Origin of the sequence: Actinomadura sp. NAK00032 (assembly GCF_013364275.1) — a bacterium.
In the GTDB taxonomy this organism is placed as follows: Bacteria; Actinomycetota; Actinomycetes; order Streptosporangiales; family Streptosporangiaceae; genus Spirillospora.
This window is the reverse complement of the sequence record NZ_CP054932.1, coordinates 8,449,998-8,474,019: the sequence shown is the minus strand read 5'-3', so window position 1 is coordinate 8,474,019 and position 24,022 is coordinate 8,449,998. Positions and strand designations below refer to the sequence as shown.

General features: G+C 72.6%; 23 protein-coding genes. 14 read left to right on the top strand and 9 right to left on the bottom strand.

What is annotated here, in order from left to right:
• Positions 1-2: 2 nt before the first annotated feature.
• The gene (locus HUT06_RS38840; protein WP_254715618.1) at positions 3-827 is read right to left on the bottom strand and encodes an HNH endonuclease family protein; all 825 of its coding nucleotides are present in this window, start codon (positions 825-827) and stop codon (positions 3-5) included.
• Between the two features lie 120 nt (positions 828-947).
• Between HUT06_RS38840 and HUT06_RS38835 the strand changes: the two genes are divergently transcribed.
• The 5 genes from HUT06_RS38835 (at position 948) to HUT06_RS38815 (ending at position 5,508) form a co-directional block, all read left to right on the top strand.
• Positions 948-1,904: a DUF389 domain-containing protein gene (locus tag HUT06_RS38835; RefSeq protein WP_176200273.1), complete on the top strand. Its 957-nt coding sequence runs from the start codon at positions 948-950 to the stop codon at positions 1,902-1,904.
• Between the two features lie 85 nt (positions 1,905-1,989).
• Positions 1,990-2,958 (top strand): ABC transporter ATP-binding protein, encoded by a 969-nt coding sequence (locus HUT06_RS38830; RefSeq protein ID WP_176200272.1) that lies wholly within the window; start codon positions 1,990-1,992, stop codon positions 2,956-2,958.
• The gene (locus HUT06_RS38825; protein WP_176200271.1) at positions 2,955-3,833 is read left to right on the top strand and encodes an ABC transporter permease subunit; all 879 of its coding nucleotides are present in this window, start codon (positions 2,955-2,957) and stop codon (positions 3,831-3,833) included. The genes HUT06_RS38830 and HUT06_RS38825 overlap by 4 nt, the downstream gene beginning before the upstream one ends.
• On the top strand, positions 3,830-4,795 hold the full coding sequence (locus tag HUT06_RS38820; RefSeq protein WP_176200270.1) for an ABC transporter ATP-binding protein: 966 nt from the start codon (positions 3,830-3,832) through the stop codon (positions 4,793-4,795). The genes HUT06_RS38825 and HUT06_RS38820 overlap by 4 nt, the downstream gene beginning before the upstream one ends.
• Entirely contained in the window at positions 4,792-5,508 is a 717-nt protein-coding gene (locus tag HUT06_RS38815) for an ABC transporter permease (protein WP_176200269.1), read from the top strand. The genes HUT06_RS38820 and HUT06_RS38815 overlap by 4 nt, the downstream gene beginning before the upstream one ends.
• An 11-nt stretch (positions 5,509-5,519) precedes the next feature.
• Here the strand turns inward: HUT06_RS38815 and HUT06_RS38810 are convergent, their stop codons facing one another.
• The 4 genes from HUT06_RS38810 to HUT06_RS38795 all read right to left on the bottom strand — a co-directional run bounded on the left by HUT06_RS38810 (position 5,520) and on the right by HUT06_RS38795 (position 9,970).
• Positions 5,520-6,152 (bottom strand): response regulator transcription factor, encoded by a 633-nt coding sequence (locus HUT06_RS38810; protein WP_176200268.1) that lies wholly within the window; start codon positions 6,150-6,152, stop codon positions 5,520-5,522.
• Position 6,153: 1 nt separating this feature from the next.
• On the bottom strand, positions 6,154-7,329 hold the full coding sequence (locus HUT06_RS38805; protein WP_176200267.1) for a sensor histidine kinase: 1,176 nt from the start codon (positions 7,327-7,329) through the stop codon (positions 6,154-6,156).
• A 100-nt stretch (positions 7,330-7,429) separates the two neighbouring features.
• A complete protein-coding gene (locus HUT06_RS44145; RefSeq protein WP_217711620.1) occupies positions 7,430-7,654 on the bottom strand; it encodes a hypothetical protein in 225 nt (74 codons plus the stop codon).
• A 96-nt stretch (positions 7,655-7,750) separates the two neighbouring features.
• Complete coding sequence (locus HUT06_RS38795) at positions 7,751-9,970, bottom strand: DUF4132 domain-containing protein (protein WP_176200266.1); 2,220 nt, start codon at positions 9,968-9,970, stop codon at positions 7,751-7,753.
• Between the two features lie 190 nt (positions 9,971-10,160).
• Here HUT06_RS38795 and HUT06_RS38790 point away from each other — a divergent pair, with 190 nt between their 5' ends.
• Positions 10,161-11,525 carry an alkaline phosphatase PhoX gene (locus HUT06_RS38790; RefSeq protein WP_176200265.1) on the top strand — a complete coding sequence of 455 codons (1,365 nt, stop codon included), beginning with the start codon at positions 10,161-10,163 and terminating at the stop codon, positions 11,523-11,525.
• Positions 11,526-11,546: 21 nt separating this feature from the next.
• On the opposite strand, the gene coaA is transcribed toward HUT06_RS38790, so the two are convergent.
• A complete protein-coding gene (gene coaA, locus HUT06_RS38785; protein WP_176200264.1) occupies positions 11,547-12,488 on the bottom strand; it encodes a type I pantothenate kinase in 942 nt (313 codons plus the stop codon).
• Between the two features lie 122 nt (positions 12,489-12,610).
• Between coaA and glmS the strand changes: the two genes are divergently transcribed.
• The 3 genes from glmS (at position 12,611) to HUT06_RS38770 (ending at position 16,491) form a co-directional block, all read left to right on the top strand.
• Positions 12,611-14,455 carry a glutamine--fructose-6-phosphate transaminase (isomerizing) gene (glmS, locus tag HUT06_RS38780; protein ID WP_176200263.1) on the top strand — a complete coding sequence of 615 codons (1,845 nt, stop codon included), beginning with the start codon at positions 12,611-12,613 and terminating at the stop codon, positions 14,453-14,455.
• Between the two features lie 98 nt (positions 14,456-14,553).
• Positions 14,554-15,513: an ABC transporter ATP-binding protein gene (locus tag HUT06_RS38775; protein ID WP_176200262.1), complete on the top strand. Its 960-nt coding sequence runs from the start codon at positions 14,554-14,556 to the stop codon at positions 15,511-15,513.
• Between the two features lie 6 nt (positions 15,514-15,519).
• Positions 15,520-16,491, top strand: coding sequence for an ABC transporter permease (locus tag HUT06_RS38770; protein WP_176200261.1), 972 nt, complete (start codon positions 15,520-15,522; stop codon positions 16,489-16,491).
• A 93-nt stretch (positions 16,492-16,584) separates the two neighbouring features.
• On the opposite strand, the gene HUT06_RS38765 is transcribed toward HUT06_RS38770, so the two are convergent.
• The 3 genes from HUT06_RS38765 to HUT06_RS38755 all read right to left on the bottom strand — a co-directional run bounded on the left by HUT06_RS38765 (position 16,585) and on the right by HUT06_RS38755 (position 18,173).
• Positions 16,585-16,791 carry a DUF397 domain-containing protein gene (locus HUT06_RS38765; RefSeq protein ID WP_176200260.1) on the bottom strand — a complete coding sequence of 69 codons (207 nt, stop codon included), beginning with the start codon at positions 16,789-16,791 and terminating at the stop codon, positions 16,585-16,587.
• A gap of 259 nt (positions 16,792-17,050) precedes the next feature.
• Positions 17,051-17,422 carry a DUF397 domain-containing protein gene (locus tag HUT06_RS44140; RefSeq protein ID WP_217711619.1) on the bottom strand — a complete coding sequence of 124 codons (372 nt, stop codon included), beginning with the start codon at positions 17,420-17,422 and terminating at the stop codon, positions 17,051-17,053.
• Positions 17,313-18,173 carry a helix-turn-helix transcriptional regulator gene (locus HUT06_RS38755; protein WP_176200258.1) on the bottom strand — a complete coding sequence of 287 codons (861 nt, stop codon included), beginning with the start codon at positions 18,171-18,173 and terminating at the stop codon, positions 17,313-17,315. Before HUT06_RS38755 ends, HUT06_RS44140 begins: the two co-directional genes overlap by 110 nt.
• Positions 18,174-18,398: 225 nt before the next feature.
• Between HUT06_RS38755 and HUT06_RS38750 the strand changes: the two genes are divergently transcribed.
• From HUT06_RS38750 to HUT06_RS38730, 5 genes are all read left to right on the top strand, one after another.
• Positions 18,399-19,874: an NAD(P)H-hydrate dehydratase gene (locus HUT06_RS38750; RefSeq protein WP_176200257.1), complete on the top strand. Its 1,476-nt coding sequence runs from the start codon at positions 18,399-18,401 to the stop codon at positions 19,872-19,874.
• A 222-nt stretch (positions 19,875-20,096) separates the two neighbouring features.
• Positions 20,097-21,221: an alanine racemase gene (gene alr / locus HUT06_RS38745; RefSeq protein ID WP_176200256.1), complete on the top strand. Its 1,125-nt coding sequence runs from the start codon at positions 20,097-20,099 to the stop codon at positions 21,219-21,221.
• An 11-nt stretch (positions 21,222-21,232) separates the two neighbouring features.
• Positions 21,233-22,318, top strand: coding sequence for an alpha/beta fold hydrolase (locus tag HUT06_RS38740; RefSeq protein WP_176200255.1), 1,086 nt, complete (start codon positions 21,233-21,235; stop codon positions 22,316-22,318).
• 35 nt (positions 22,319-22,353) lie between these two features.
• Positions 22,354-22,785, top strand: coding sequence for a tRNA (adenosine(37)-N6)-threonylcarbamoyltransferase complex ATPase subunit type 1 TsaE (gene tsaE / locus HUT06_RS38735; protein WP_176201898.1), 432 nt, complete (start codon positions 22,354-22,356; stop codon positions 22,783-22,785).
• A 125-nt stretch (positions 22,786-22,910) separates the two neighbouring features.
• Positions 22,911-23,996, top strand: coding sequence for a hypothetical protein (locus tag HUT06_RS38730; RefSeq protein WP_176200254.1), 1,086 nt, complete (start codon positions 22,911-22,913; stop codon positions 23,994-23,996).
• Positions 23,997-24,022 lie beyond the last annotated feature (26 nt).

The following is a 24,022-nucleotide window of genomic DNA, read 5'->3' as shown; positions in this document are numbered from 1 at the left end:
GGTCAGCCGCCGCACAGGCCGAGCATGACCTTCTTGTCGGGGGCGGTGACCGGCAGATCGTACTTCAGCGCCACCTGGGCGAAGCGGACGCCGTAGGAGCAGCGGACGACCTTGTTCGGCGGGAGCCACGAGGCCGGGCCGGAGTCGCTCTTGGCGCCGTTGAGCGGGCCGTCCACCGGGACGAGGTTCAGCGGGTCGTTGGCGAGGGACTCGCGCTTGCCCTTGGACCAGCGCGACGCGCCCATCTGCCAGCCGTACGACAGCGGTATCACGTGGTCGATCTGGACGGCGGCTGCGCGCGCCTTCTTCCACTCGATCAGCTTGCCGGAGTACGGGTCGGACAGTGTGAGGGAGATGACCACGCAGTCGGACCCGGACCGGTAGCGGACCTTGATGCCGTCGCGCTTCAGCAGGTCGTTGCGGGTGTCGCAGCCGTTGCGCGCGAACGGGACGTCGGGCGCGTTGTCCATCCACGCGTAGCCGAACTTGTCGCGCTCGTAGCCGGTCTTCGGCCCGCGTCCCTTGGTGGCGACCTTCGCGATCAGCGCGCGGGCCTCGGCCCGGCCGCCGGTGGAGACGATGGCGGCGAGGCCGGGCTTGGTGCCGTCGGGGTTGTCGAGCGGGCTGGTCTCGTGCGTGCCCGGCGGGGCGGGCGCGCCGGCGGACGGCGAGCCGGACGGGTCGCCGGCGCTCAGGGACGCCTCGCAGCCGGTCGACAGGACCGCCGCGAGGCCGATCGTGAACGCTCCCGCGACCAGCAGCCCGCGCCCCGGCTCGCGCCCCGGCTCCCGCCCGCGCCCATGCCGCATCCGGTCACGTAGCGCCATTTGATCACCACCCTGGGTCAGCTGTCATTGGTTTTCCCAAATGCAATGCAAATAACTGATCAAACCGTATGGAGTGGCGTCCCGGTCACACGGCCCCGCCGTTTGCGGCACCATTGGCCCGTGCTGCATCTCAGAGCGATCGTCCCGGCGGAGCGCACCGGCGCCGTCTGCCGCGCGCTGGACGAATGCGCCGGGGCCACCAACGTCGTCGTCATCGAAGGCGCCGCCCGGTCGCCGCGCGGTGACCTGGTGACGGCCGACATCGCCCGCGAGTCCGCCAACGAGGTGCTGGACGCGCTGCGCGCCCTGGGCGTCGACAGGGACGGCTCCATCGCGCTCGACAAGGTCGACCTGACGCTGTCGGAGACCGCCGAGGCGGCCATGGAGCGCGCCCCCGGGCACGGCGACGACGCCGTCGTGTGGGAGGAACTGGACCGGCAGGTCAGCGAGGGAACGGCGCTGACCTGGTCGTTCGTGGCGTTCCTCGCGCTGGCCACGCAGCTGGCCGGGATCGCCGCGCTGATCGACTCGCCGGTGCTGGTGGTGGGCGCGATGGTGCTCGGGCCGGAGTTCGGCGCGATCGCGGCGATCTGCTACGGGCTCGTCCGGTGGCAGCCCGTCCACATCGTGCAGGCCGTGCGGGCGCTGGCCGTCGGGTTCGCCGTCGCGATCGTGATCACCTATGTGTGCGCGCTGGTCAGCCGGTGGACCGGGGTGATCGATGTGGACCGGCTGCCCGCCGAGCGCCCGCTCACCGCGTTCATCTACAGCCCGGACCGCTGGTCGTTCATCGTCGCGCTGCTCGCGGGCGGCGCCGGGGTGCTGTCGCTCACCGCGGGCAAGTCGTCGGCGCTGGTCGGCGTCTTCATCTCCGTCACCACCGTGCCCGCCGCCGGGAACCTCGCGGTCGCGCTGGCGCTCAAGCACGGCAGCGAGATCACCGGGTCGCTGCTGCAGCTCGCCGTCAACGTCGCCGGGATGATCATCGCGGGGACGCTGACGCTGCTCGTCCAGAAGGCGCTGTGGGGGATCGTCCTGCGGAACGGGAGACGTCCGGCCATCGGGCGGCGTACTTAGGTCGACGCCGCATCGGACGAAAGGCTGCCCCCGCATCGCCCTTGAGGGTGACGTGCCCCACCTTGACAGCCGCTAGGTTCGAAGCATGCCGATCATTGCCACCCAGGGCCTGACGATGAGGTTCCCCCGGGTGACCGCCTTGGACGACCTCTGCGTGGCCGTCGAACCGGGCGTCGTCGGGCTGGTGGGCGCGAACGGCGCCGGCAAGTCGACGCTCATCAAGATCCTGCTCGGGCTGCTGCCGCCGACCTCCGGCACCGCGACCGTGCTGGGGCTCGACATCGCGCGCGAGGGCCTGCGGATCCGGGAGAGCGTCGGGTTCATGCCCGAGTACGACTGCCTGCCGCCGGACGTGTCCGCGACCGAGTTCGTCGTGCACATGGCCCGGATGTGCGGGCTGCCCGCGACCGCGGCCCGCGAACGCGCCGCCGACACGCTGCGGCACGTCGGCCTCTACGAGGAGCGGTACCGTCCCATCGGCGGCTACTCCACCGGGATGCGCCAGCGGGTGAAGCTCGCGCAGGCCCTCGTCCACGACCCGAAGCTCGTGTTCCTGGACGAGCCGACCAACGGCCTCGACCCGGCCGGACGCGACGAGATGCTCGACCTGATCCGGCGCATCGGCGCCGAGTTCGGGATCAGCGTCCTCGTCACCTCGCACCTGCTGGGCGAGCTGGAGCGGGTCTGCGACCACGTCGTCATCATCGACGGCGGCAAGCTGCTGCGGTCCCAGGCCGTCGAGGCCTACACCACCGCGAGCGGGGTGCTGACCGTCGAGGTCGACGAGGGGCGCGACGTGCTCGGGCAGCACCTGTACGACCAGGGCGTGTCCGTCCACCCGGAGGGCCGGTTCCTCATCGTCGACATCGCCGGCGAGACGACCTACGACCTGGTCCGCGACGGCGTCGCCGACCTCGGGCTGCGGCTGATCCGGATGGAGCAGCGCCGCCACCACATCGAGGAGGTCTTCCAGACCGGGCCGCCCGCGCCGCCCGCCCCCGCCGGAACCGTCCTGCCGCCCGCCGGACCCGTCCAGCAGGGAGCCCCCCGATGAGCACGAGCACCATCCACGACATCGGCTACCGCCACTACGAGGGCCGCCGCAACGGCCGCGCGTACGTGCTGCGGTCGCTGTACGTGCACAACCTGCGGGCCGCGTTCGGCCTCGGCCGGCCCGCGCGGGCCAAGGTCATGCCGTTCCTGCTGGGGGCGATCATGCTGCTGCCGGCCGCCGGGTCGGTCGCGGCGTTCGCGTTCAGCAAGGAGCCGGACGCGCTGTTCCGCTACGCGTCCTACGCCAACATCATGCAGGTCATCGTGGCGATCTTCCTGGCCACGCAGGCGCCGGTGCTGGCCTCCCGGGAGGTCCGGTTCCACGTCATCCCGCTGTACTTCTCCCGGCCGGTCGGCCATCTCGACTTCGTGCTGGCGAAGGGCGCCGCGCTGACCACCGCGCTGCTGGCGCTGATGGCGGTGCCCGTCACCGTCCTGTACGTCGGCGGGCTGATCACCAAGATGCCGGACTCGGGCGACCAGCTGCTGAAGTACCTCGGCGCCCTCGTCGGCTGCGTGCTGTACGCGCTGGTGCTGGCGGCGATCGGGATGGTCGTCGCGGCGTTCACGCCGCGCCGCGGCTTCGGCGTCGCCGCGGTCATCGCCGTCTACATGGTCAGCGCCGCGTTCGTCGGCGCCGTGCAGGGCATCGCCGAGGCGCAGACCAACTTCACCCTCCAGGGCTGGATCGGGCTGCTCACCCCGTTCAACCTGGTGGACATCGTCCAGGTGAGGCTGCTCGGCGCGCAGTCGTCCTCACCCGGCATCGCACCCGGCCTCACCGGCGGCGTCGTCGCGCTCGCCCTGTGCGCCCTCATCGTCGTCGGCTCGATCGCGGTCCTGTACCGCAGGTTCCGGAAGGCGGGCCTCTCATGAATGAGCGAAGCGAAGCAGGGGGTGTGGGGGGTCGTCCCCCCACAGGAGGCAAGAGTGAGCTGATTCTGGAGAACGTGTCCCGCTGGTACGGGAACGTCGTCGCCGTCAACGGCGTGTCGATGCGGGTCGGCCCCGGCGTGACGGGGCTGCTCGGCCCGAACGGCGCCGGGAAGTCGACGCTCATCCACATGATGGGCGGGTTCCTCGCGCCGTCGTCGGGGAGCGTCACGCTGGACGGGACGCCGATCTGGCGCAACCCGTCCGCCTACCGCAGCCTCGGGCTGGTCCCCGAGCGCGAGTCGGCGTACGACTTCCTCACCGGCGAGCAGTTCATCAACGCGATGGCGAAGCTGCACAAGCTGCCCGACCCGGACGCCGCCGCCCGCCGCGCGATCGGCCTCGTCGAGATGGACTACGCGGCCGGACGCCCCATCGGCAACTACTCCAAGGGCATGAAGCAGCGCATCAAGATGGCGTCGGCGCTGGTGCACGACCCGCCCGTGCTGCTGCTGGACGAGCCCTTCAACGGCATGGACCCGCGGCAGCGCCTCCAGCTGATGGACCTCATCCAGCGGATGGCCGACGAGGGCCGCACGATCCTGTTCTCCTCGCACATCCTGGAGGAGGTCGAGCGGCTCGCCAGCCACATCGAGGTGATCGTCGCGGGCCGGCACGCCGCGTCCGGCGACTTCCGCAAGATCCGCCGGCTGATGACCGACCGGCCGCACATCTTCCTCGTCCGCTCGTCCGACGACCGCCGGCTCGCCGCCGCGGTCATCGCGGACGGCTCGGCCCGCAGCGTCCAGCTCACCGACAAGGGCCTGCGGGTGGAGGCGGTCGACTTCCAGCGCTTCACCCTGCTGCTGCCGCAGGTCGCCCGCGACGCCGACGTGCGGCTCTGGGAGGTCTCCCCGGCCGACGAGTCCCTCGAAAGCGTCTTCTCCTACCTGGTGGCCCGATGAATCCGACCATTGCGATGATCACGTTCCGGGCGATGCTCGGGCGCAAGCGGGCGCTGCTCCTGCTGGGGCTGCCGCTCATCATGGTGGTCCTGGCGGTCGTGCTGCGCGCCGCCGGGCAGAACGACCTGGACGTCTCCGCGGGCGTGCTGCAGCAGTTCGGGCTCGCGACGCTGCTGCCGCTGCTCGCGCTGATCGCGGGCACCGGGGTGATCGGGCCGGAGATCGACGACGGCCAGATCATGTACGTGCTGACCAAGCCGATCCCGCGCGAGGTGATCGTGCTGACGAAGCTCGTCGTGGCGATCGTCCTGGTGACGGCGTTCGCGACCGTCCCGACGCTGCTGACCGGTCTGGTGCTCAGCGGGACGACGGCGCAGCTGACGCCGGCGTTCACGGTCGGCGTGCTGATCGGCGGGGTGGCCTACAGCGCGGTGTTCGTCGCGCTCGCCGTCGCCAGCCGCAACGCCGTGACGATCGGCCTGCTGTACGCGCTGGTCTGGGAGTCGCTGCTCGGCAGCTTCGCGCCGGGCGCGAAGTCGGCGTCCATCCAGCAGTGGTGCCTGTCGGTCACCGACGCGCTGACCGGCGCGTCCCCGGTGACCTCGACGGTCGACCTGCCGGTCGCGATCGGGCTGCTGGTCGCGGTGACGGCCGCGGCGACGCTGCTGGCGACGTTCCGGCTGCGCACCCTCGCGGTGGCGAGCGCCGACTAGCGAGCGCCGGGTCAGCGCGCGTCGCCGAGGAGGCCGCGCTCCATGGCGACGACGACGGCGCGGGTGCGGTCGCTGACGTCCAGCTTCGCGAAGACGCGCAGGAGGTGGGTCTTGACCGTCGCCTCGGCGATGACGAGCCGCCTGCCGATCTCGGCGTTGGACAGGCCGTCGGCGACCGCCAGCAGCACGTCGACCTCCCGGGCGGTCAGCGCGGCCGGCTCGGGGCGGCGCATCTTGGCGACCAGTTTCTCCGCGACGCGCGGGGCGAGCACCGTCTCGCCCCGCGCGGCGGAGTGGATCGCGTCGACGAGCTGGTCGCGGGTGGTGTCCTTCAGCAGGTAGCCGACGGCGCCGGCCTCGATCGCCCGCTCGATCTCGGTGTCGGTGTCGTAGGTGGTGAGGACGAGCACCCGGGTGCCGAGGCGGCCGAGCTCGGCGGTGGCGGCGACGCCGTCCAGCACGGGCATCCGCAGGTCGAGCAGGGCGACGTCGGGCCGCAGCCGCTCGGCGAGCGCGATCGCCTCGCGGCCGTCGCCGGCCTCGCCGACGATCTCGATGGTGGGCTCGGCGGCCAGCAGCGCGACGACTCCCGCGCGCATGACCGTATGGTCGTCCACCACGATGATGCGCAGGATGCCGGTCATGTCATGCCTTCAGGGGGATCATGGCGAAGACGCGGGTGCCGTCGCCGGGTGAGCTGGTCACGGTGAGCTCGCCGCCGAGTTCGGCGAGCCGGCGGCGCATGCCGTCCAGGCCGAACCCCCGGGCCGCGCCGACCGCGAACCCGCGCCCGTCGTCGGTGATCTCCAGTTCGACGCCGTGCGGGTGCCGTTCCAGGACGACCCCGACCGCGGACGCGGCGGCGTGCTTGCGGACGTTGGCGAGCGACTCCTGGGTGCAGCGCAGCAGCGCGATCCGGGTCGTCTGGTCGCAGTCGACCTCCGGGAGGTCGGCGTCGACGGCGAGCCCGGTGTCCTCGGCGAACCGGTCGAGGGTGCGGCGCAGCGTCCGGGCGATGGACGCGGGGGCCACCTCGCCCCGCGCCCCCGCCCCGACCAGGACGCGGGCCTCGGCGAGGTTCTCCCGCGCGGTCCGCTCGATGGAGACGAGCTGCCGGGCGCTCGTGGCCGGGTCGGTGCCGAGGCCGTCGCGCGCCGCCTCCGCCAGCACGACGATGGACGCCAGCCCCTGCGCGAGCGTGTCGTGGATCTCCCGGGCGAGGCGCTCGCGCTCGTCGGCGGCGCCCTGCCGGCGCTGCGCCTCGGCGAGCCGCCGCTCGGCGTCGGCGAGTTCGGCGGCGAGGACGCGGGCGCGCTCGTCGTGCCGCCCGACGACCCGGTGCATCCACAGCCCGAACAGGACGCTCGCCGCGTACCCGATGAGCACGGCGACCACGTTGCCGGTGACCAGCGGCCCGTCGGGGGCGGACCGGACGGCGTCGCCCGTCACCGCGGCCGCGGTGGCGCCGCCGCTGAGCACGACCGCGCGCCGCGGGCTCCCCGCGAAGATCCAGAAGTGCGGCAGCGACACGATGAGCAGGGACGCGGCGCCGCCCAGCTGGTAGGAGACGGCGCCGATCCCGGCGGCGAGGACGCTCAGGAACGCGGTCCGGCGGAGCAGGGGGTCGCCGGGAACGTTCCCGGTGACGGGGTAGCAGAGGGCGAGCACCGACAGCAGCGCCAGCGTCGTGGACCGCGTCCCCTCGGGCTGGTCCCACACGGCGATGCCGGGCGGGACCAGCCCGAGGAGCACCCAGGCGGCGACGTACCAGCGGCGGAGCGCCCGCACCTGGGGGCGTTCGGCGGGCTGCGGCGTCGGCATGCCGGTCAGCCTATGGCCTGCGGAATCTGCTCGGCGCCGCCGTCCCGGGCCTGCCGCACGCCCCGCGCGGGCCACCAGCAGCGGTCGCCGAGCAGCAGCATCAGCGAGGGCAGCACCATGATGCGGATGACGGCGGCGTCCAGCAGCGCAGCAGCAGCGGGGCGCGGGAGCCGATCGAGCCGGTGGAGGTGAAGCCGAGCAGGCCCTCCGCCCACGTCCCCTGGAACACCGCGGTCAGCAGGCCCACGAACAGGAACCAGGCCGCGATGCCGCGCCACGGGTGCCCGGCGCTCCACCGGGCCATGCGCACAGGGAGGTTCGTCATGCGCAAAAGCCTGGTTTCCGCGCCCCTTCCCGCATGAGCCTCGACCGGTTGAACCTTCCGTCCACCGATCGGTGGACGGAAGGGCCGGTCGGCGGGTCAGCCGGTGAGGCGGGTCAGTTCGGCGAGCGCCTCCGACACGGTGACCGGGTCGAGGTCGCCGAACGGGAGCTGCTTCCCGGAGTAGGGGCCCGTCATGAGCATGACCCGCTCGATCGTCTGCTCGGCGTACTCCTCGGGGGCGATGACGCGGATGCCCGGCTCGAACGCGACCATGACGTGCGGGCCTTCGGGCGTCATGAGGTTCACCTGGCGGCGGAACCCGCCGGTCTCCTTCTCGCCCAGCTTCCAGCCGCGGGACGTCATGTCGATGAACCTGCCGAAATGGGCGGTGCCGCCCTCGAAGCGGGTCAGGCGGCTTGAGGTGCGCTCGTCGTCCACAAGGGTGTGGACGGGACGCCCGAGCTGCGGGAACGGCTGCAGGATCTCGTAGTCGGCGAAGACCTCCGCCCACGCCGCGACGGCCTTCTCCCCGAGCGGCACGGGATGCGGGAGCGTCACGCGGGCGTCCGCCGGCAGGCCGAACGCGTCGTCGTGGACGTCGGCGAGCGTGCCGTCCTCGGCGACCCGGAACGCGGCCTCGTCCGCCGACCACACCAGCCGCCGGACGATGTGCCGCAGCAGCGGATGCCCGGCGAGGAAGGAGCCGAACTCCTCGGCCGACCAGGACCGTCCGGCCACCATCGCCGCCTCCAGCCGCCTGATCTGGTCGGCGGCCGTCGCGCGGGCCTCCTTCTTCAGCTCGGAGAACCGCGCGTGGGCGGCCGGGGCGAGCGTCTCGTCGTCCTTGGCGCCCGGCTTCGGCAGCGTCTTGCGCGGCTTGCCGTCCTCGTCGGTCACGAACGGCTTGAGCTGCTCGTCGAACCCGACGCGGAACCGGCGCCGGCCGTAGTCCAGGACCAGCGAGCCGTCCGCGTCCAGGCCGAGGTCGGGGACGAGCCGGTCCGCGAGCTGCTCGGGCGCCAGCCCGCGCTCGCGGGCGGCGGCGTTCAGCCGGCCCTGCGCCCGCGGACCCAGGTGCTTGGCGTCGGCGCCGCGCCGGGAGATGCGGTCGAGGTGGCGGAGCTTGTCGTCGTCGGGCGCGTCGATCTCCATCAGCACGTCGAGCGCCGAGAAGCCCTTGAACGTCCAGGTGTAGTAGTTGTCCCAGCGGGCCATCCGGGCGGCCAGCCGCGCGGCCGTCCCGGCGTCGCCGAGCCGCCGCAGCGCGTACTGGACGCCGGGCGCGGCCCACACCCCGCCGCTGCGGTCGGCCGTGTAGAGCGCCCAGGCGAACTCGGCGAGGGAGCCGGGGTCGCAGATCTCGATGACCTGCTCGCAGCCCGGGTACGGGTCCTTCGGCGTGGAGATCAGCAGCATCGTCACGAAATGCCGGACGGCCGCGACCGGCAGCGCCCGCTCCCGGCCGCGCAGCAGCAGCCGCGGGAGCTGCTCGCGGACCTGCTCCTCGTCCCATTCCGGCAGGTCGGCGGGGTACTGGTCGAGCGGGTCCACGCCGAGCGCCGCGATCGCCGCGGCGGCCTCCTCGCCGTAGGACCGCGCCGCCTCCAGGACGCGGCCGGCGCCGTGCTCCCGCGCGATCAGCGCGAGGCCCTGCTCGGCCTTCGTGCGCTTGGGGCCGGGCTTGCGCAGCGCCTCCGGGACGACGAACGGGGCCGCGGCCGGGCCGTGCCAGGTGAACCAGAGCCGCGCGGACTCGTCGCGCTCGCCGAGCTCGTTGATCACCAGTTGCGCGGTGGCGTCGTCCACGAACGGGACGAGGGCCTCCACGCAGGAGCCGTGCTTCTTGGCGGCGTGCAGGATCAGCCGGTGGGCGGCGAGGCCGCGCCGGGCGGCGAAGTGGCGGAGCGGGACCCGGTACGCCCAGCCGGCCCAGTCGCCGTGGTAGCGCTCGTCGGCGAGGAGTTCGTCCGCGAGGTCGGCGGGACCGTCCATGACCAGCCGGTAGTACCTGCGGCCCCGGGTCCCGCCGCGCGGGTCCTCCAGCGCGGCGCCGCTGCGGTAGTGCTCGGCCACCGCCGCCCAGTCGGTGTCGCCCGGGAGCGGCTCGTAGGCCTTCTGGAAGCCGTCCGCCGCCTTCAGCCACTCCTCGCGCAGCCCGGGCGGCCAGGACTCGGCGGTCGGCGTCTTGGGGCGCTTCAGCCCTTTGAGGACGACCGGCTCCGCGCTCCGAGGCGTCCGGCGGGTCCACGGCGGTTCGACGAGCAGGCGGGGGAGGTCGCTCTCGGCGGCGTCCTCGATGCGGGGAGTATCGGTCATGGCTCCAGTCTCACGACTTCGGCGGACATTTGATCATCAGACGCGGCGGCGCGCGTCCCGGTTCGGCGGGTCCGCGCACCGTCCGGCCGCCTGACACGCCCTGTCGAGGTGTGCCATATCCGTCGGGTGTGACGCGTGTTACAACGGCCTGGAGGGTTTTCGATCGTTCCAGATCAGGGAGTGTGCACCCATGTCAGTCACGCGCCGCCGGCTCCTGGCGGGGACGGGCGCGGTGGGGGCGGGGATCGCCTTCACCGGTGCCGTGGAGCAGTTGTTCGCCGGGGGCGCCGCCGCCGCGCCCGCCGGCCGCCACGACGGCTACGGGCCGCTCGTGCCCGATCCGGAGGGCCTGCTCGACCTGCCGCGCGGGTTCCGGTACACCGTCCTGTCGCGGGAGGGCGAGCCGCTGCGCTCGGGCGAGGGCGCGGTGCCGAGCCACTGCGACGGCATGGCCGCCTTCCCCGGACGCGGCCGGACGTGGCTCGTCCGCAACCACGAGAACCGGCCGGACGCCGAGCACCGGGTGCCGCCGGTCGAGGGCGTCACCTACGACCCCGAGGGCCTCGGCGGCTGCACCGCGCTGGAGATCGACGGCGGCGGGCGGGTGCGCACCGAGCGCGTCGCCGTCGCCGGGACGGCCGTCAACTGCGCGGGCGGCCCGACCCCGTGGCACACCTGGCTGACCTGCGAGGAGACCGAGGACAAGGCCGGTACCAACGGCTACACCAAGGACCACGGGTTCATCTTCGAGGTCGACCCGTACCGGCAGGGCCGGACCGTCCCCGAGCCGCTGACCGCGATGGGGCGCTTCCAGCACGAGGCGATCGCCGTCGACCCGCGCGACGGCACCGTCTACGAGACCGAGGACGCGTTCGAGAAGCCGTTCGGGCTCTTCTACCGGTTCCTGCCGAAGGAGGCGCGCGGCGGGTTCGGCAGCCTGCGGGCCGGCGGACGGCTTGAGGCGCTGCACGTCCCCGACGTCCCGGACCTGTCGGTCGTGCAGGAACCCGGCACCGTGTTCGAGCACGTCGAGTGGAAGAAGGTGCCCGACCCGCCGGCGAAGGAGACGCCGATCCGCTTCCAGGACTTCGGGTCCGGCGGCATCACCCACGCGCAGAAGCTGGAGGGCTGCTACTGGGGCGGCGACCGCGTCTACTTCGTGTCGAGCTTCGCCAAGACGGCGGACGGGTCCCGCGCCGACCACTTCGGGCAGGTGTGGTCGTACGAGCCGCGCCACCGGCGGCTCACCCTGGTGATCGTGTTCGGGCCCGGCACCGACGTGCGGAAGCCCGGCGAGTCGCCCGACAACATCTGCCTGGCGCCGCAGGGCGGGCTGATGGTGTGCGAGGACGGCAACGGCGCGCAGCACGTGTTCGGCGTGTCCCGCCGCCGGAAGGTCTACGCGATGGCCCGCAACCGGCAGAACATCGGCACCGAGGACGAGCCCGAATGGGGCGAGTTCGCCGGGGTCACGTTCTCCCCGGACGGGCGGACCATGTTCGTCAACGTCTACACGCCGGGCACGACGTTCGCCGTCACCGGCCCCTGGCGCTAACGGCCGGTCGGCTGGGGCCGCTCAGATGCGGCGCAGGCGGACGCGCTGGACGGCGTGGTCGCGGTCCTTGTGCAGGACGAGCGTGGCGCGCGCGCGTGTCGGCAGGATGTTGGAGACGAGGTTGATCTCGTTGACGTCCCGCCACACGCGCTGCGCGAACGCGGCGGTCTCGTCCTCGTCCAGTTCGTGCGCGTACTTGTGAAAGTAGGAGCGCGGGTCGGTGAAGGCGGTGCGGCGCAGCGCGAACAGCCGGTCGATGTACCACTGCCGGATGTCCTCGACCCGCGCGTCCACATAGATGGAGAAATCGAAGAAGTCGGACACGCCGAGGGTGCCGGGCGGCGCCGGCTGCAGCACGTTCAGCCCCTCGACGATCAGGATGTCGGGCCGCCGGACGGTCTGCCGCGCGTCCGGCACGATGTCGTACTCCAGGTGCGAGTACACCGGGATCGTCACCTCGGCCGCGCCCGCCTTGATCTCCGAGACGAACCGGACGAGCGCCCGCCGGTCGTAGGACTCGGGGAACCCCTTGCGGTCCATGATCCCGCGCTCGGACAGCACGGCGTTCGGGTGCAGGAAGCTGTCGGTCGTCACCAGCTCCACGGTCGGGTGCTCCGGCCAGCGGGCCAGCAGCGTGCGCAGCAGCCGGGACGTCGTCGACTTGCCGACCGCGACGCTGCCCGCCACGCCGATGATGAACGGGGTCGGCGGCACCTCGCCGCCGAGGAACCCGCTGACGGTGTCGCGCAGCCGCCAGTCGCCGAGGAAGAACAGGTTGAGCAGCCGGGACAGCGGCAGGTAGACCTCTTCGACCTCGGTGATGTCGATCGGGTCCTTCAGGCCGCGCAGGGCGTCCAGCTCACCGGGCGTGAGCGGCAGCGGGGTGCTCTCGCGCAGGCCGCGCCAGGCGTCGCGGGAGAGTTCCACGTAGGGGCTCGGCACGCTGTCCCATCCGCTCGTCATGGCTGAACATTAACCGGGCCGGTCAGCCGGTCACCGGGTTTTCACCGGCGGTTCACGTTAGCGGAGCGGCCCGCGCCGTCCGCGGGTAGGTCCCTGGCAGGACACCGAATAGAGTTGCCGCCATGTGCGGAATCGTGGGGTACGTAGGGGGCCGGCCGGCGCTCGACGTCGTCGTCGAGGGCCTGGCTCGGCTGGAGTACCGCGGCTACGACTCGGCCGGGGTGGCCGTGCTGGCCGACGGGAAGCTGGCGACGGCGAAGCGGGCGGGCAAGCTCGGGAACCTCCGGGCCGCCCTGGAGGAGGAGCCGCCGCCCGCGGGGACGCTGGGCATGGGGCACACCCGGTGGGCGACGCACGGGCCGCCGAACGACCGGAACGCCCACCCGCACGTGGACTGCACCGGCTCGGTCGCCGTCATCCACAACGGGATCATCGAGAACTTCGCCGCGCTGCGCGCCGAGCTGGAGGAGGGCGGGCACGGCCTGGCGTCCGACACCGACACCGAGGCCGTCGCGCACCTGCTGGAGGACGAGCTGAAGTCCGGCGGCGGCCTCGCCGACGCCATGCGGCGCGTCTGCAGCCGGCTGGAGGGCGCGTTCACGCTGGTCGCCGTGCACACCGGCAACCCTGACCTGGTCGTCGGGGCGCGCCGCAACTCGCCGCTGGTCGTCGGCGTCGGCGACGGGGAGAACTTCCTCGCCAGCGACGTCGCGGCGTTCATCGCGCACACCCGCGACGCGATCGAGCTGGGCCAGGACCAGATCGTCGAGCTGCGCGCCGACGGCGTCACCGTCACCGACTTCGAGGGCCGGCCCGCCGAGACCAAGGACTACCACGTCGACTGGGACGTGTCGGCCGCGGAAAAAGGCGGCTATGACTACTTCATGCTCAAGGAGATCGCCGAGCAGCCGCGCGCCGTCGCCGACACGCTGCTCGGCCGGATCGGCTCCGACGGGCGGCTGCACCTGGACGAGATGCGCATCACCGACCGGGAGCTGCGCGAGGTCGACAAGATCATCATCGTCGCGTGCGGGACGTCCTACCACGCGGGCCTGATCGCCAAGTACGCCATCGAGCACTGGGCCGGGCTGCCCTGCGAGGTGGAGCTGGCCAGCGAGTTCCGCTACCGGGACCCGATCCTGTCGCCGACGACGCTGGTCATCGCGATCTCCCAGTCGGGCGAGACGATGGACGCGCTGATGGCCGTCCGGCACGCCCGCGAGCAGAAGGCCAAGCTGCTCGGCATCTGCAACGTCAACGGCTCCACGCTGCCGCGCGAGTGCGACGGCGTCCTCTACACGCACGCCGGGCCGGAGATCGCGGTCGCGTCCACCAAGGCGTTCCTCACCCAGCTCGTCGCCGTGTACCTCATCGCGCTGTACCTCGCGCAGGTGCGGGGCACCAAGTGGGGCGACGAGGTGTTCGCCATGGTGCAGCTCCTGGAGCGGATGCCGGAGAAGGTCGACAAGGTCCTGGAGACCATGGAGCCGGTCCGCGAGCTGGCCCGGTCGCTGTCGGGCGAGCACTGCGTGCTGTTCCTCGGCCGCCACGTCGGCTTCCCCGTCGCGCTGGAGGGCGCGCTGAAGCTCAAGGAACTCGCCTACATGCACGCCGAGGGCTTCGCCGCCGGCGAGCTGAAGCACGGCCCGATCGCCCTGATCGAGGAGAACCTGCCGGTGGTGGTCGTGGTGCCGCCGCGCGCGCGGGACGTCCTGCACGACAAGATCGTGTCGAACATCCAGGAGATCCGCGCCCGGGGCGCCCGGACGATCGTCATCGCCGAGGAGGGCGACGAGTCGGTGGAGCCGTACGCGGACACGCTGATCCGCGTCCCGGCCGTCCCGACGCTGCTGCAGCCGCTGGTCACGACCGTGCCGCTGCAGGTCTTCGCCTGCGAGCTGGCCACCGCAAAGGGACACGACGTCGACCAGCCCCGCAACCTCGCCAAGTCCGTCACCGTCGAGTAGGCCCGGTCGAGTAGACCCGCCGCAAGCCGCCGGAACCCGCTGATTCCGGGCCGCGTCCAAGCGAGATCGGACCGGCCCGGTGGCGGCGGAGGTGGCGGGTGGGGGAAGACGGCGGCCCCGGTGGTGGCCTCGGAGTCGAGGCGCACGGGGTCACGCGGCGGTTCGGGTCGGTGGAGGCGCTCCGCGGGCTCGACATCACCGTCCCGTACGGGCAGGTCACGGCGCTCGTCGGCGCCAACGGCGCGGGCAAGACGACGCTGCTGCTGATCCTCGCGACGCTCCTCGCACCCGACTCGGGCACGGTGCGGATCGCGGGGCACGACGCGCTGGCCGGCCCCGCGCAGGCGCGCGACGCGCTCGGCTGGATGCCGGACGTCTTCGGCGTGTACGACCAGCTCACGGTCGACGAGTACCTGGCGTTCTTCGCCGACGCCTACGGGCTGCCGAAGGCGGAGCGGCAGTGCCGGGTCACGGCGCTGCTCACCCTCGTCCACCTGGACGACCATGTCGGGCGGCCGGTGCACGCCCTCTCGCGCGGGCAGAAGCAGCGGCTCGGGATGGCGCGCGCCCTCGTGCACCGCCCGCGCGTCCTGCTGCTGGACGAGCCCGCCTCCGGCCTCGACCCGCGCTCGCGCGTCGAGCTGCGCGACCTGCTGCGGTCGCTGGCGGCGGAGGGCGTCGCGGTGCTGGTGTCCAGCCACATCCTCAGCGAGCTGGAGGAGATCGCCGACCGGGTCGTCCTGGTCGACCACGGCCGGACGGTCGGCGAGCACACGATGGCGGAGCTCGCCGGGACGTCGTCGTCCCGCGTCCGGTGGCGTGTCCGCTCGCTCCACCGCGGGCGGCTGGTGGCGGCCCTGGACGACCCGCCCGAGGGGCTGCCGGCGCTCCAGCCCGCCGAACTGCCGGGCGGCGCCGAGGTCGGCCCGCTCACCGAGGCCGAGGCGGCGGCGCTGCTGGCCGGGCTGGTCGGGGCCGGGGTGCCCGTCAGCGGGCTCGCCCCGGCGGGCAGCGCGCTCGAATCGGCCTACCTGGCCATGACCGAGACCCGGAGGTGACCGGCGATGACCGCGCGCGGAATCGGCCTGGTGGCACGGCAGGAGATCAGGACCCGGCTGCGGACGGGCCGCTGGAAGGCGCTCCTCGCGGCCTGGTTCCTGACCGTCAACGGGCTCGGCCTGCTGTTCCGGCTGGCGCTGGAGGTCGACGGGGGCTCGTCCGACGACAAGCCCGGCATCCCGATGTTCGGCGGGGTGCTGCTCGGGGTGCTGGTGCTGACGCTGCTGGTCACGCCCGCGCTCAGCGGCCAGTCGATCAACGGCGACCGGGAGCGCGGGACGCTCGCCACCCTCCAGGTCACCCGGCTCACGCCCGGCGAGATCGCGCTCGGCAAGCTCGGCGCCGCGTGGGGGACGGGCCTGGCCGCCCTCCTGCTGACGCTACCGGTCCTGCTGCTCCCGGTCGCCGAAGGGGTGATCAGCCCGCTGCGGGCGCAGGCCGTCCTCAGCGTCACGGCCCTGCTCATCGGGGTGGTCTGCGCGATCAGCCAGGCGTGGTCGGCGGTCCTCGCGCGCAGCATCACCTCGGTGCTGATGTCCTACATCACGGTGTTCGCCCTCCTGGCCGGGACGCCGCTGCTGTACTCGATCGCCCTCCAGTTCACCGGCGAGCACCGGACCACCCCGTACGCCGGCTACACCGTCGAGCACAGCGAGCGCGTCTGGTGGCTGCTGTCCCCGAACCCGGTCGTCGTGCTCGCCGACGCGGCGCCGCGGCTGCCCGAGCGCAGGGTCGTCATGGGCGACCAGGTGTTCCGCCGGTCGCCGTCGGCCGATCCGCTGGGCGAGCTGAGCCGCAGCGTGCGCGACATCCGCAAGGGCAAGGGCGCGGATCGGCACGCCCCGGACGCCGAGATGGCGGTATGGCCGTGGGGGCTGGCCTTCGACCTCGCTCTCGCGGCGGGCGCCGTCGCCCTTACCGCCGCCCGTTTGCGGACGCCTCTGTACCGCGTGCCGAGGGGCGTCCGAGTGGCGTGATAACGCCGCTCGGCTGATCACCTCGCCAAGCGTCGAATGGAATTCTCCGGCCAGTTGGAATTCTCAGTCGGGGTGCAAGTTGCAGTGCTTCTTTCAGGGGCGGTCGTAACGGCCGTCCCGGATGTGCTCGGTGAACCTGCGCCATTCGCCGGGGCCGAACCTGAGTGTCGTCGCGGTGTCCTCGGTGTCGCGCACGGATATCGCCTCCCCGTCGAGTCGGGCGACCTCGACGCAGCCGTTGCTGGCGCCGCATCGGGTGCTTCTCCTCCACTGGGCGGGGGCTGTCCCACGGAAACTCATTCCGGCTCCCTGCATCGAAAGTTGCATTGTCCGCGGCCGCGCTGCCGGTACATCAAGCACACGGTAACAAGATCGCAAAAAACGCCTGATCACGGACGGGTGGCGCGGTACCCGTGTGACCGGCGCGGCGAGGTAGGACCAGAGTTTCCGGTGGGGTGGCGACAGGCCGGGTCTAGCGTGGACCCGGCCCGTGCGGCGTGTCCCTCCGCGGGCCCTCGTGAGGCGGCGGAAGGGGGCTCAGCGGCGGTTCAGCGCCGCCTCATCGGCCCAGGTCGAATTCGCCCTTCTTGGCGCGTTCGACGAAGTCCCGCCACTCTCCGGAAGAGAACGACAGGACCGGACTCTGCGTGCCGTGCTTGGCGTCGCGCGCCCCGATGGAAGGGGACGAATCGACCAGTGCGGCGATCTCGACGCACGTGTTGCTCGCCCCGCAGTGGGCGCTTCTCCTCCATTGCGGAGCAGGAGTGGCGAAAGGGGACACTCGGTGCCTTTCACAAGGATTGAGCCCCTTAGCGGACCCGTCACCAGGCGTCTTTGGCCGCGGCGATGCGCCGCCGGGATTCGTCGGCGTCCAGCGCCTGGCCCGCCAGGCTTGAATAGGCGAGCCTGTACATATAGGTAACAGCCTCATCCGCAAAGTGGCTGATTGTCAGGGATTCCACATGCACGATATCAGGGAAAACGATGTCATGCACCGGTGAGAATTCCAGAAGGATAAACGATTCAGCCAACACCGAGTGTGCGATACCCAAGGGCAGGATCTGCACGGTCACGTTCGGCGACTCGGTCATCCGGCACAGATGTTCGAGCTGCTCGCGCATGACCTTCCGGTCGCCGATCCGGCGCTGCAGAACCGACTCGTCCAGTACCGCCGAGAGTTCCAGCGGATGCGGGCCGTCCAGCAGCGCGCGCCGCCGCATTCGCACCTCCACCCGGCGTTCCAGTTCCTGCGGCGGCAGCGTGGCGAGGTCGCTCCACCCGCCGATGACGTGCCGCGCGTAGTCCTCGGTCTGCAGCAGGCCGGGAAAGACGGTGCTGCCCCATTCCTTGGCCGCCGTGGCCTCCGACTCCAGGGCGATGAAATCCGCGAGCGAGCTCGGCAGGTCGCGGTACTCCTCCCACCAGCCGCGCTGCGCCGCGTCGTGCGCCAGCGAGATGAGGTCGGCGTGCCGGGGGCCGTCGATCTCGTACAGCTCCAGCAGCCGCCGCACGTCCCCGATCTTCGCGCCGGTCCGCGCGTTCTCCAGCCGGCTCACCTTGGCGGTGGACCAGGCGAGCCGCTCGGCGACCTCGTCCCCGGTGAGGCCCCTGCGCTCGCGCATCCTCCGGAGCTCGGCGGCCAGCCGGCGCTGCCGGACGGAGGGACCACGGGAAGTGCTCATTGCTCGGGCCTCTCCAGTCCCGGCGGACTGATCAGGGCGCATTCTGCCGCACCTGAGTGCCGCAGTGCGAATACATCGGAGCGGATGGGGAAGATTCTACGGCCGATGATTCTTTTGCGCACATGACACCGAAAGTTGCAGCGCAAGGTACAAATGGCCGGCCATCAGGGTTGGGCCGCGCCCAGCGTGGCACCCTGTCCCTATGATCGAGCGGGGGTGCCGGGGATGAGGTACGCGCACGAGGTCGGCAAGGTCCGGGCGGCGGAGCGGGCCCTGATGGCCCGCGTCCCCGACGGCGCCCTCATGCAGCGCGCCGCCGCGGGCCTCGCCTCGGTCTGCGCCCGCCTCCTGCCCGCCGTGTACGGCTCCCGCGTCGTCCTGCTGATCGGCGGCGGCGACAACGGCGGCGACGCCCTCTACGCCGGCGCCCGGCTCGCCCGGCGCGGCGCCCGCGTCCGCGCCGTCCAGGCCGGCTCCAAGATCCACGAAGCCGGGCTCGCCGACCTCCTCGCCGCCGGCGGCCGCCTCCTGCCCACCGGCGCGGAGGCCGCCATCGCCGGCGCCGACCTGGTCATCGACGGCCTCACCGGCATCGGCGGCACCGGCGGGCTCCGCGACCCGCACGCCCGCTACGCCGCGCTCGCCGCCGAGTCCCCGGCCCTCGTCGTCGCCTGCGACGTGCCGAGCGGCGTGGACGCGAGCACCGGCCGCGTCGACGGCGCCGCCGTCCACGCCGACGTCACCGTCACCTTCGGCACGTACAAGCCGGGCCTTCTCATCGACCCGGGCGCGTCCCACTGCGGTGTGGTCGAACTGGTCGACATCGGGCTCGGCCCCGACCTGCCCGACCCGGACGTCGTCGCGCCGCGCCCGGCGGACGTCCAGCCGCCCGAGCCCGGCGCCGAGTCCGACAAGTACCGGCGCGGCGTCGTCGGCGTCCTCGCGGGCGGCGACGCGTTCACCGGCGCCGCCGTCCTGTGCACCGGCGGCGCCGTCCACGGCGGCGCGGGCATGGTCCGCTTCGCCTCCGTCGCGCACCCGGTCGAACTCGTCCGGCACCGCTGGCCCGAGGCCGTCACCACGGTCATCGACCCCGGCCGCCACGACCCCGAGATCCTGGAGCGCATCGGCCGCGTCCAGTGCTGGGTCGTCGGCCCCGGCCTCGGCACCGGCGACGCCGCCGAGTCCCTGCTCGAAGCGGTCCTGTCCACCGACCTGCCCGTCCTCGTGGACGCCGACGGCCTCACCGTCCTGTCCCGCCGCCGTGACCTGCTGTCCCGCGCCGCCCCGACCGTCCTCACCCCGCACGCGGGCGAGCTGTCCCGCCTGATCACCGCCGACCGCGCCGCCATCGAGGCCGCCCGCCTGGACCACGTCCGCCGCGCCGCCGCCGAACTCTCCGCCACCGTCCTGCTCAAGGGCTCGACGACGCTGATCGCGGAGGCCGACCGCCCGGTCAGGGTCAACCCCACAGGCACCCCCCGCCTCGCCACCGCCGGCACGGGCGACGTCCTGTCCGGCCTGATAGGCGCCCTCCTGGCCGCCGGCCTCCCCGCCCTGGACGCAGCGACCACAGGCGCCTACCTACACGGCCTAGCCGCCCGCCTAGCCTCGGCCCCCACCCCAGGCGCAGAAAGCCCCATAAGCGCCCACGACGTAATAAAGGCCCTCCCAGCCGCCTTCCGAACCCTCACCCAGTAACCACGCACCCACCGCAAGGTGACCGTCCCTAACCAGGGCCCACGACGACCTCAGCGTTGCGATCGCGTGCGAAGCCAGGTTCAAGCGAAGCGAGAACCTGATCGCGCAGCGAGCCGCAAGGCGAGCCGAAGCGATGCAGCGATCGCCGCTTGGCCCGTGGAAGGAAGGCGCGCCAGCGCCGACCGCCGAGAGCGAAGCAATGAATACTGCACACTTGGAGTCATGAGGGTTCCTGCGGAGGCGCGTGTCGATCTGGGCGCCATCGGCGACAACGTCGGGCTGCTGCGTGAGCGGGCTCGGGGTGCCGAGGTCATGGCCATGGTGAAGGCCGAGGCGTACGGGCACGGGCTGGTCGAGGCGGCGCGGGCCGCGCTGGCGGGCGGGGCGTCGTGGCTCGGGGTCGCGAAGCTGGCCGAGGCGCTGCGGCTGCGGGACGCCGGCGTCACCGTCCGGACGCTGGTGTGCATCGGCGTGCCCGGCGAGCCCTACGCGGAGGCCGTCGCGCGGGACGTCGACCTCACCGTGGGGGCGGTCTGGCTGCTGGACGAGGTCGTCCAGGCGGCGGAGCGGGCCGGGCGGCGGGCGCGGATCCATCTGAAGGCCGACACCGGCATGACGCGCGGCGGTGCGAGCGGCGCGGACTGGGAGGCGCTCGTCGACGCGGCGCTGAAGGCGGAGGCCGCCGGGCAGGTGCGGGTCGTCGGCGTCATGTCGCACTTCGCGTGCGCGGACGAGCCCGGCCACCCGTCCATCGCGGCGCAGCTCGGCGCGTTCACCGAGATGGCGGCGCACGCGGAGAAGGCGGGCGCGCGGTTCGAGGTCCGGCACATCGCCAACTCGGCGGCCGCCCTGACGGTTCCGGAGGCCCGGTTCGACCTCGTCCGCCCCGGGATCGCGACCTACGGGCTGACGCCGGTGCCCCGCGCCGGCACGTTCGGGCTGCGTCCCGCGATGACGCTGGTGGCGGACGCGGCCCTGGTCAAGCGGGTCCCGGCAGGCCGCGGAGTGTCGTACGGTCACACCTACACCACGCGAGCGGCCGCCAACCTGGCCGTGGTGCCCGTCGGGTACGGCGACGGGATCCCCCGGCACGGGTCCAACCTCCTGGAGGTCCTCGCGGGTGGGCGCCGCAGGACGATCGCCGGGCGGGTCTGCATGGACCAGTTCGTCATCGACCTCGGCGACGACCGGCTGGCGGCGGGCGACGAGATCGTCCTGTTCGGGCCGGGCGACCGCGGCGAGCCGACCGCGCAGGAGTGGGCGGACGCACTGGGCACGATCTCCTATGAGATCGTCACCCGCATCGGGTCCCGGGTGCCGAGGGCGTATCCGGGACGGGCGCTGTAGGGGGCGCATGCATGGACAGCAGGAGCAGACGCAGGATCGGCCTGGCCGGGGTCGTCGCGGGCGCCGGCGCGGCGGGGGTGGGCGCGGCCGTCGGGCTGCGGCGCTTCGCGGTGGGCCGGGTGCGGCTGCGGCCCGACCCGGACGCCGGCGAGCCGTTCGGCGAGCTGCGCGGGCGGGAGCTGACCGTCGAGGCCGCCGACGGCGTCCCGCTGCACGTCGAGGTGGACGGCCCCGACGACGCCGGCCTCACCGTCGTGTTCTGCCACGGCTACACCCTCAACCAGGACTCGTGGCACTACCAGCGCCGCGACCTGCGGGGCCTGGTCCGGATGGTCTTCTGGGACCAGCGCAGCCACGGCCGGTCGGGGCGCAGCGCGCCCACCCGGGCGACGATCGAGCAGACCGGCGACGACCTGCTCGCGGTGCTGGAGGCGACGACGGGCCCGGACGAGCCCGTCATCCTCGCCGGGCACTCCATGGGCGGCATGTCGATCATGGCGCTGGCGGAGCGGCATCCCGAGGTGTTCGAGCGGGTCGCGGGCGTCGCGCTCGTCAACACCTCCTGCGGCGAGCTGGCGGAGATGACGCTCGGGCTGCCGCTGGTGCTGGCGAAGGCCGTCCGGCCGCTGGCGCCCGGGGCCCTGCGCGGCCTCGGCCGCCGCGCCGAGCTGGTGGAGCGGGCCCGCGGGCTCGGCGCCGACCTGGCGTTCGTCGTCACCCGGAAGATGGCGTTCGCCGACAAGTACGTCAGCCCGTCCGTCGTCGACTTCCTGGAGCAGATGATCAGGGCGACGCCGATCGATGTGATCGCGGAGTTCTACCCGGCGCTGATGGGCCACGACAAGACGAGCTGCCTCGGCGTCCTCGGCCGGGTGCCGGTGCTGGTGCTGGCCGCCGGGCGCGACCGGCTGACCCCGGCCGAGCACTCCCGCCGCATCGCGGCCGAGCTGCCGGACGCGGAGCTGGTGGAGGTCGAGGAGGCCGGGCACGTGCTGCCGCTGGAGTACCCCGGCGTGGTGACCGGCGGGCTGCGGCGGCTGATCGCCCGCGTCCGCCCCGAGGAACGTCCCGAGCAGGAGGAGGAGCGAACCGCGTGAACGCGTTCACCGTCACCGTCCCGACCGCGGCGGACATGCACGAACTGGGGCTGCGGCTCGCCGCCCGGCTCCGGGCGGGCGACCTGCTGGTGATGACGGGCCATCTCGGCGCGGGCAAGACGACGCTCACGCAGGGGATCGGCGAGGGCCTGAAGGTGCGGGGGCCGATCACCTCGCCCACGTTCGTCATCGCGCGGGTGCATCCCTCGCTCGCCGGCGGCCCGTCGCTGGTGCATGTGGACGCCTACCGGCTGGGCGGTTTCGCGGAACTCGACGATCTGGATCTTGATGCGTCGATGACGGAATCGGTGACGATCGTGGAATGGGGAGAAGGGCTCGCGGAGGGCCTTGCCGAGGACCGGCTGGAAATGATCATTTCGCGCGGGGACGGGCCCGGTGAGGAACGCGAAGTAAGGATCGTCGGGGTCGGTCATCGCTGGTCCGACCTGGAACTAGACGCCGGATGACCGGCTGAGGGCAACTTCTCCGGTTTTTGCCAACCGGGGTGGTCCACTTTACGGCTGCATGTCGTACTCTTTGCCGGAACAAGCCTCACTTACGACATATCGATTCTCAACGGGAGTGGGAACCGGTGAGTGGTAGCCATCGCAGCGGTAGTGACCGCGACAGCTACCGCGGTTCGGGCGGTGGCCAGGGGACAGGCGGCGGTTACCGGCCGGACGGCGGTGGATACGGCACGGGCGGCTACGCCGCGTCCGGCTCCGGCGGGTACGAGTCCAGCCAATCAGGTAGCGGTCCCTACCAGAGGGACAGCGGCCCCTACCAGCGGGAGACCGGCCCCTACCAGTCCGGTAGCGGCGGGTACCCGTCCGACACCGGCGGGTACCGGACGGCGGGCGGCACCGAAGCGGGCGGCCGGCACGACACCGGCGGCTACCGTTCCGCCAGTGGCGGTTACCGCTCCGATACGGGCGGCTACCGCTCCGGCAGCGGCGGGTACCGCACCGGCAGCCACCGGGTGGCGCGCGAGGGCCGCGGCGGACGGCGCTGGGCCGCGATCCTCGGCGGCGTCGGCGCCGGCATCGCCGTCTGCGTCCTCGCGGTGGTCGTCATCCTGACCGGCGTCGGCGCGAGCGGCGACAAGGAGGGCGGCCAGATCGTCGGCAGCGGCGCCACCGAGAGCTCCCCGACGGCGAAGGGCGAGCGCGGCGTCGTCCCCGACGCCTGCACGATCGTCGCCCAGGACCTCGTCGACCGGCTCGCGCCGGGCTCCGAGCGCACCCAGGCCGACAACTACCAGAGCAACGAGCGGCAGAACCAGTGCGTGTGGGGCGCCTACGCGGGCGACACCAAGCGCCAGCTCACCGTCGAGCTCCGCGCGATCGCCGGCGACGCGAGCCAGACGCCCACGGACGCCGCGGACAAGACGCTCGTCTCCGAGCGCACCGCCGACGAGTCCGGCAAGGCGCTGCTGCCCGGCCAGAAGCTCACCGACAAGACCCGGACCAAGGACGTCGGCGACGACGGCTACATCGTCTACAGCGTGGACGAGGGGCAGGGGTCCGGCGAGGCGGTCGGCAACGTCCGGCTCGCGAACGTCCTCATCACGATCCACTACGCGGGCTCCGACGACGGCGACCCGCTCTCGTCAGAGGCGGCCACTGGCGGGGCCACCGAGGTCGCCAAGGCCGTCATCCAGGCCCTCGAACAGGGCTGACCGTCCGAGACCATGGCCCGGCGTCC

Excerpts from the sequence above, each read along its gene's own strand:
- glmS (WP_176200263.1), top strand. The coding sequence starts at position 12,611 with ATGTGCGGAATCGTGGGGTACGTAGGGGGCCGGCCGGCGCTCGACGTC.
- HUT06_RS38805 (WP_176200267.1), bottom strand. The coding sequence starts at position 7,329 with ATGCCGACGCCGCAGCCCGCCGAACGCCCCCAGGTGCGGGCGCTCCGC.
- HUT06_RS44140 (WP_217711619.1), bottom strand. The coding sequence starts at position 17,422 with ATGAGGCTGTTACCTATATGTACAGGCTCGCCTATTCAAGCCTGGCGG.
- HUT06_RS38795 (WP_176200266.1), bottom strand. The coding sequence starts at position 9,970 with ATGACCGATACTCCCCGCATCGAGGACGCCGCCGAGAGCGACCTCCCC.
- HUT06_RS38820 (WP_176200270.1), top strand. The coding sequence starts at position 3,830 with ATGAATGAGCGAAGCGAAGCAGGGGGTGTGGGGGGTCGTCCCCCCACA.
- HUT06_RS38755 (WP_176200258.1), bottom strand. The coding sequence starts at position 18,173 with ATGAGCACTTCCCGTGGTCCCTCCGTCCGGCAGCGCCGGCTGGCCGCC.
- HUT06_RS38815 (WP_176200269.1), top strand. The coding sequence starts at position 4,792 with ATGAATCCGACCATTGCGATGATCACGTTCCGGGCGATGCTCGGGCGC.
- HUT06_RS44145 (WP_217711620.1), bottom strand. The coding sequence starts at position 7,654 with ATGACGAACCTCCCTGTGCGCATGGCCCGGTGGAGCGCCGGGCACCCG.
- tsaE (WP_176201898.1), top strand. The coding sequence starts at position 22,354 with ATGCACGAACTGGGGCTGCGGCTCGCCGCCCGGCTCCGGGCGGGCGAC.
- alr (WP_176200256.1), top strand. The coding sequence starts at position 20,097 with ATGAGGGTTCCTGCGGAGGCGCGTGTCGATCTGGGCGCCATCGGCGAC.
- HUT06_RS38830 (WP_176200272.1), top strand. The coding sequence starts at position 1,990 with ATGCCGATCATTGCCACCCAGGGCCTGACGATGAGGTTCCCCCGGGTG.
- HUT06_RS38765 (WP_176200260.1), bottom strand. The coding sequence starts at position 16,791 with ATGAGTTTCCGTGGGACAGCCCCCGCCCAGTGGAGGAGAAGCACCCGA.
- HUT06_RS38840 (WP_254715618.1), bottom strand. The coding sequence starts at position 827 with ATGGCGCTACGTGACCGGATGCGGCATGGGCGCGGGCGGGAGCCGGGG.
- HUT06_RS38790 (WP_176200265.1), top strand. The coding sequence starts at position 10,161 with ATGTCAGTCACGCGCCGCCGGCTCCTGGCGGGGACGGGCGCGGTGGGG.
- HUT06_RS38825 (WP_176200271.1), top strand. The coding sequence starts at position 2,955 with ATGAGCACGAGCACCATCCACGACATCGGCTACCGCCACTACGAGGGC.
- HUT06_RS38770 (WP_176200261.1), top strand. The coding sequence starts at position 15,520 with ATGACCGCGCGCGGAATCGGCCTGGTGGCACGGCAGGAGATCAGGACC.
- HUT06_RS38740 (WP_176200255.1), top strand. The coding sequence starts at position 21,233 with ATGGACAGCAGGAGCAGACGCAGGATCGGCCTGGCCGGGGTCGTCGCG.
- HUT06_RS38750 (WP_176200257.1), top strand. The coding sequence starts at position 18,399 with ATGAGGTACGCGCACGAGGTCGGCAAGGTCCGGGCGGCGGAGCGGGCC.
- coaA (WP_176200264.1), bottom strand. The coding sequence starts at position 12,488 with ATGACGAGCGGATGGGACAGCGTGCCGAGCCCCTACGTGGAACTCTCC.
- HUT06_RS38810 (WP_176200268.1), bottom strand. The coding sequence starts at position 6,152 with ATGACCGGCATCCTGCGCATCATCGTGGTGGACGACCATACGGTCATG.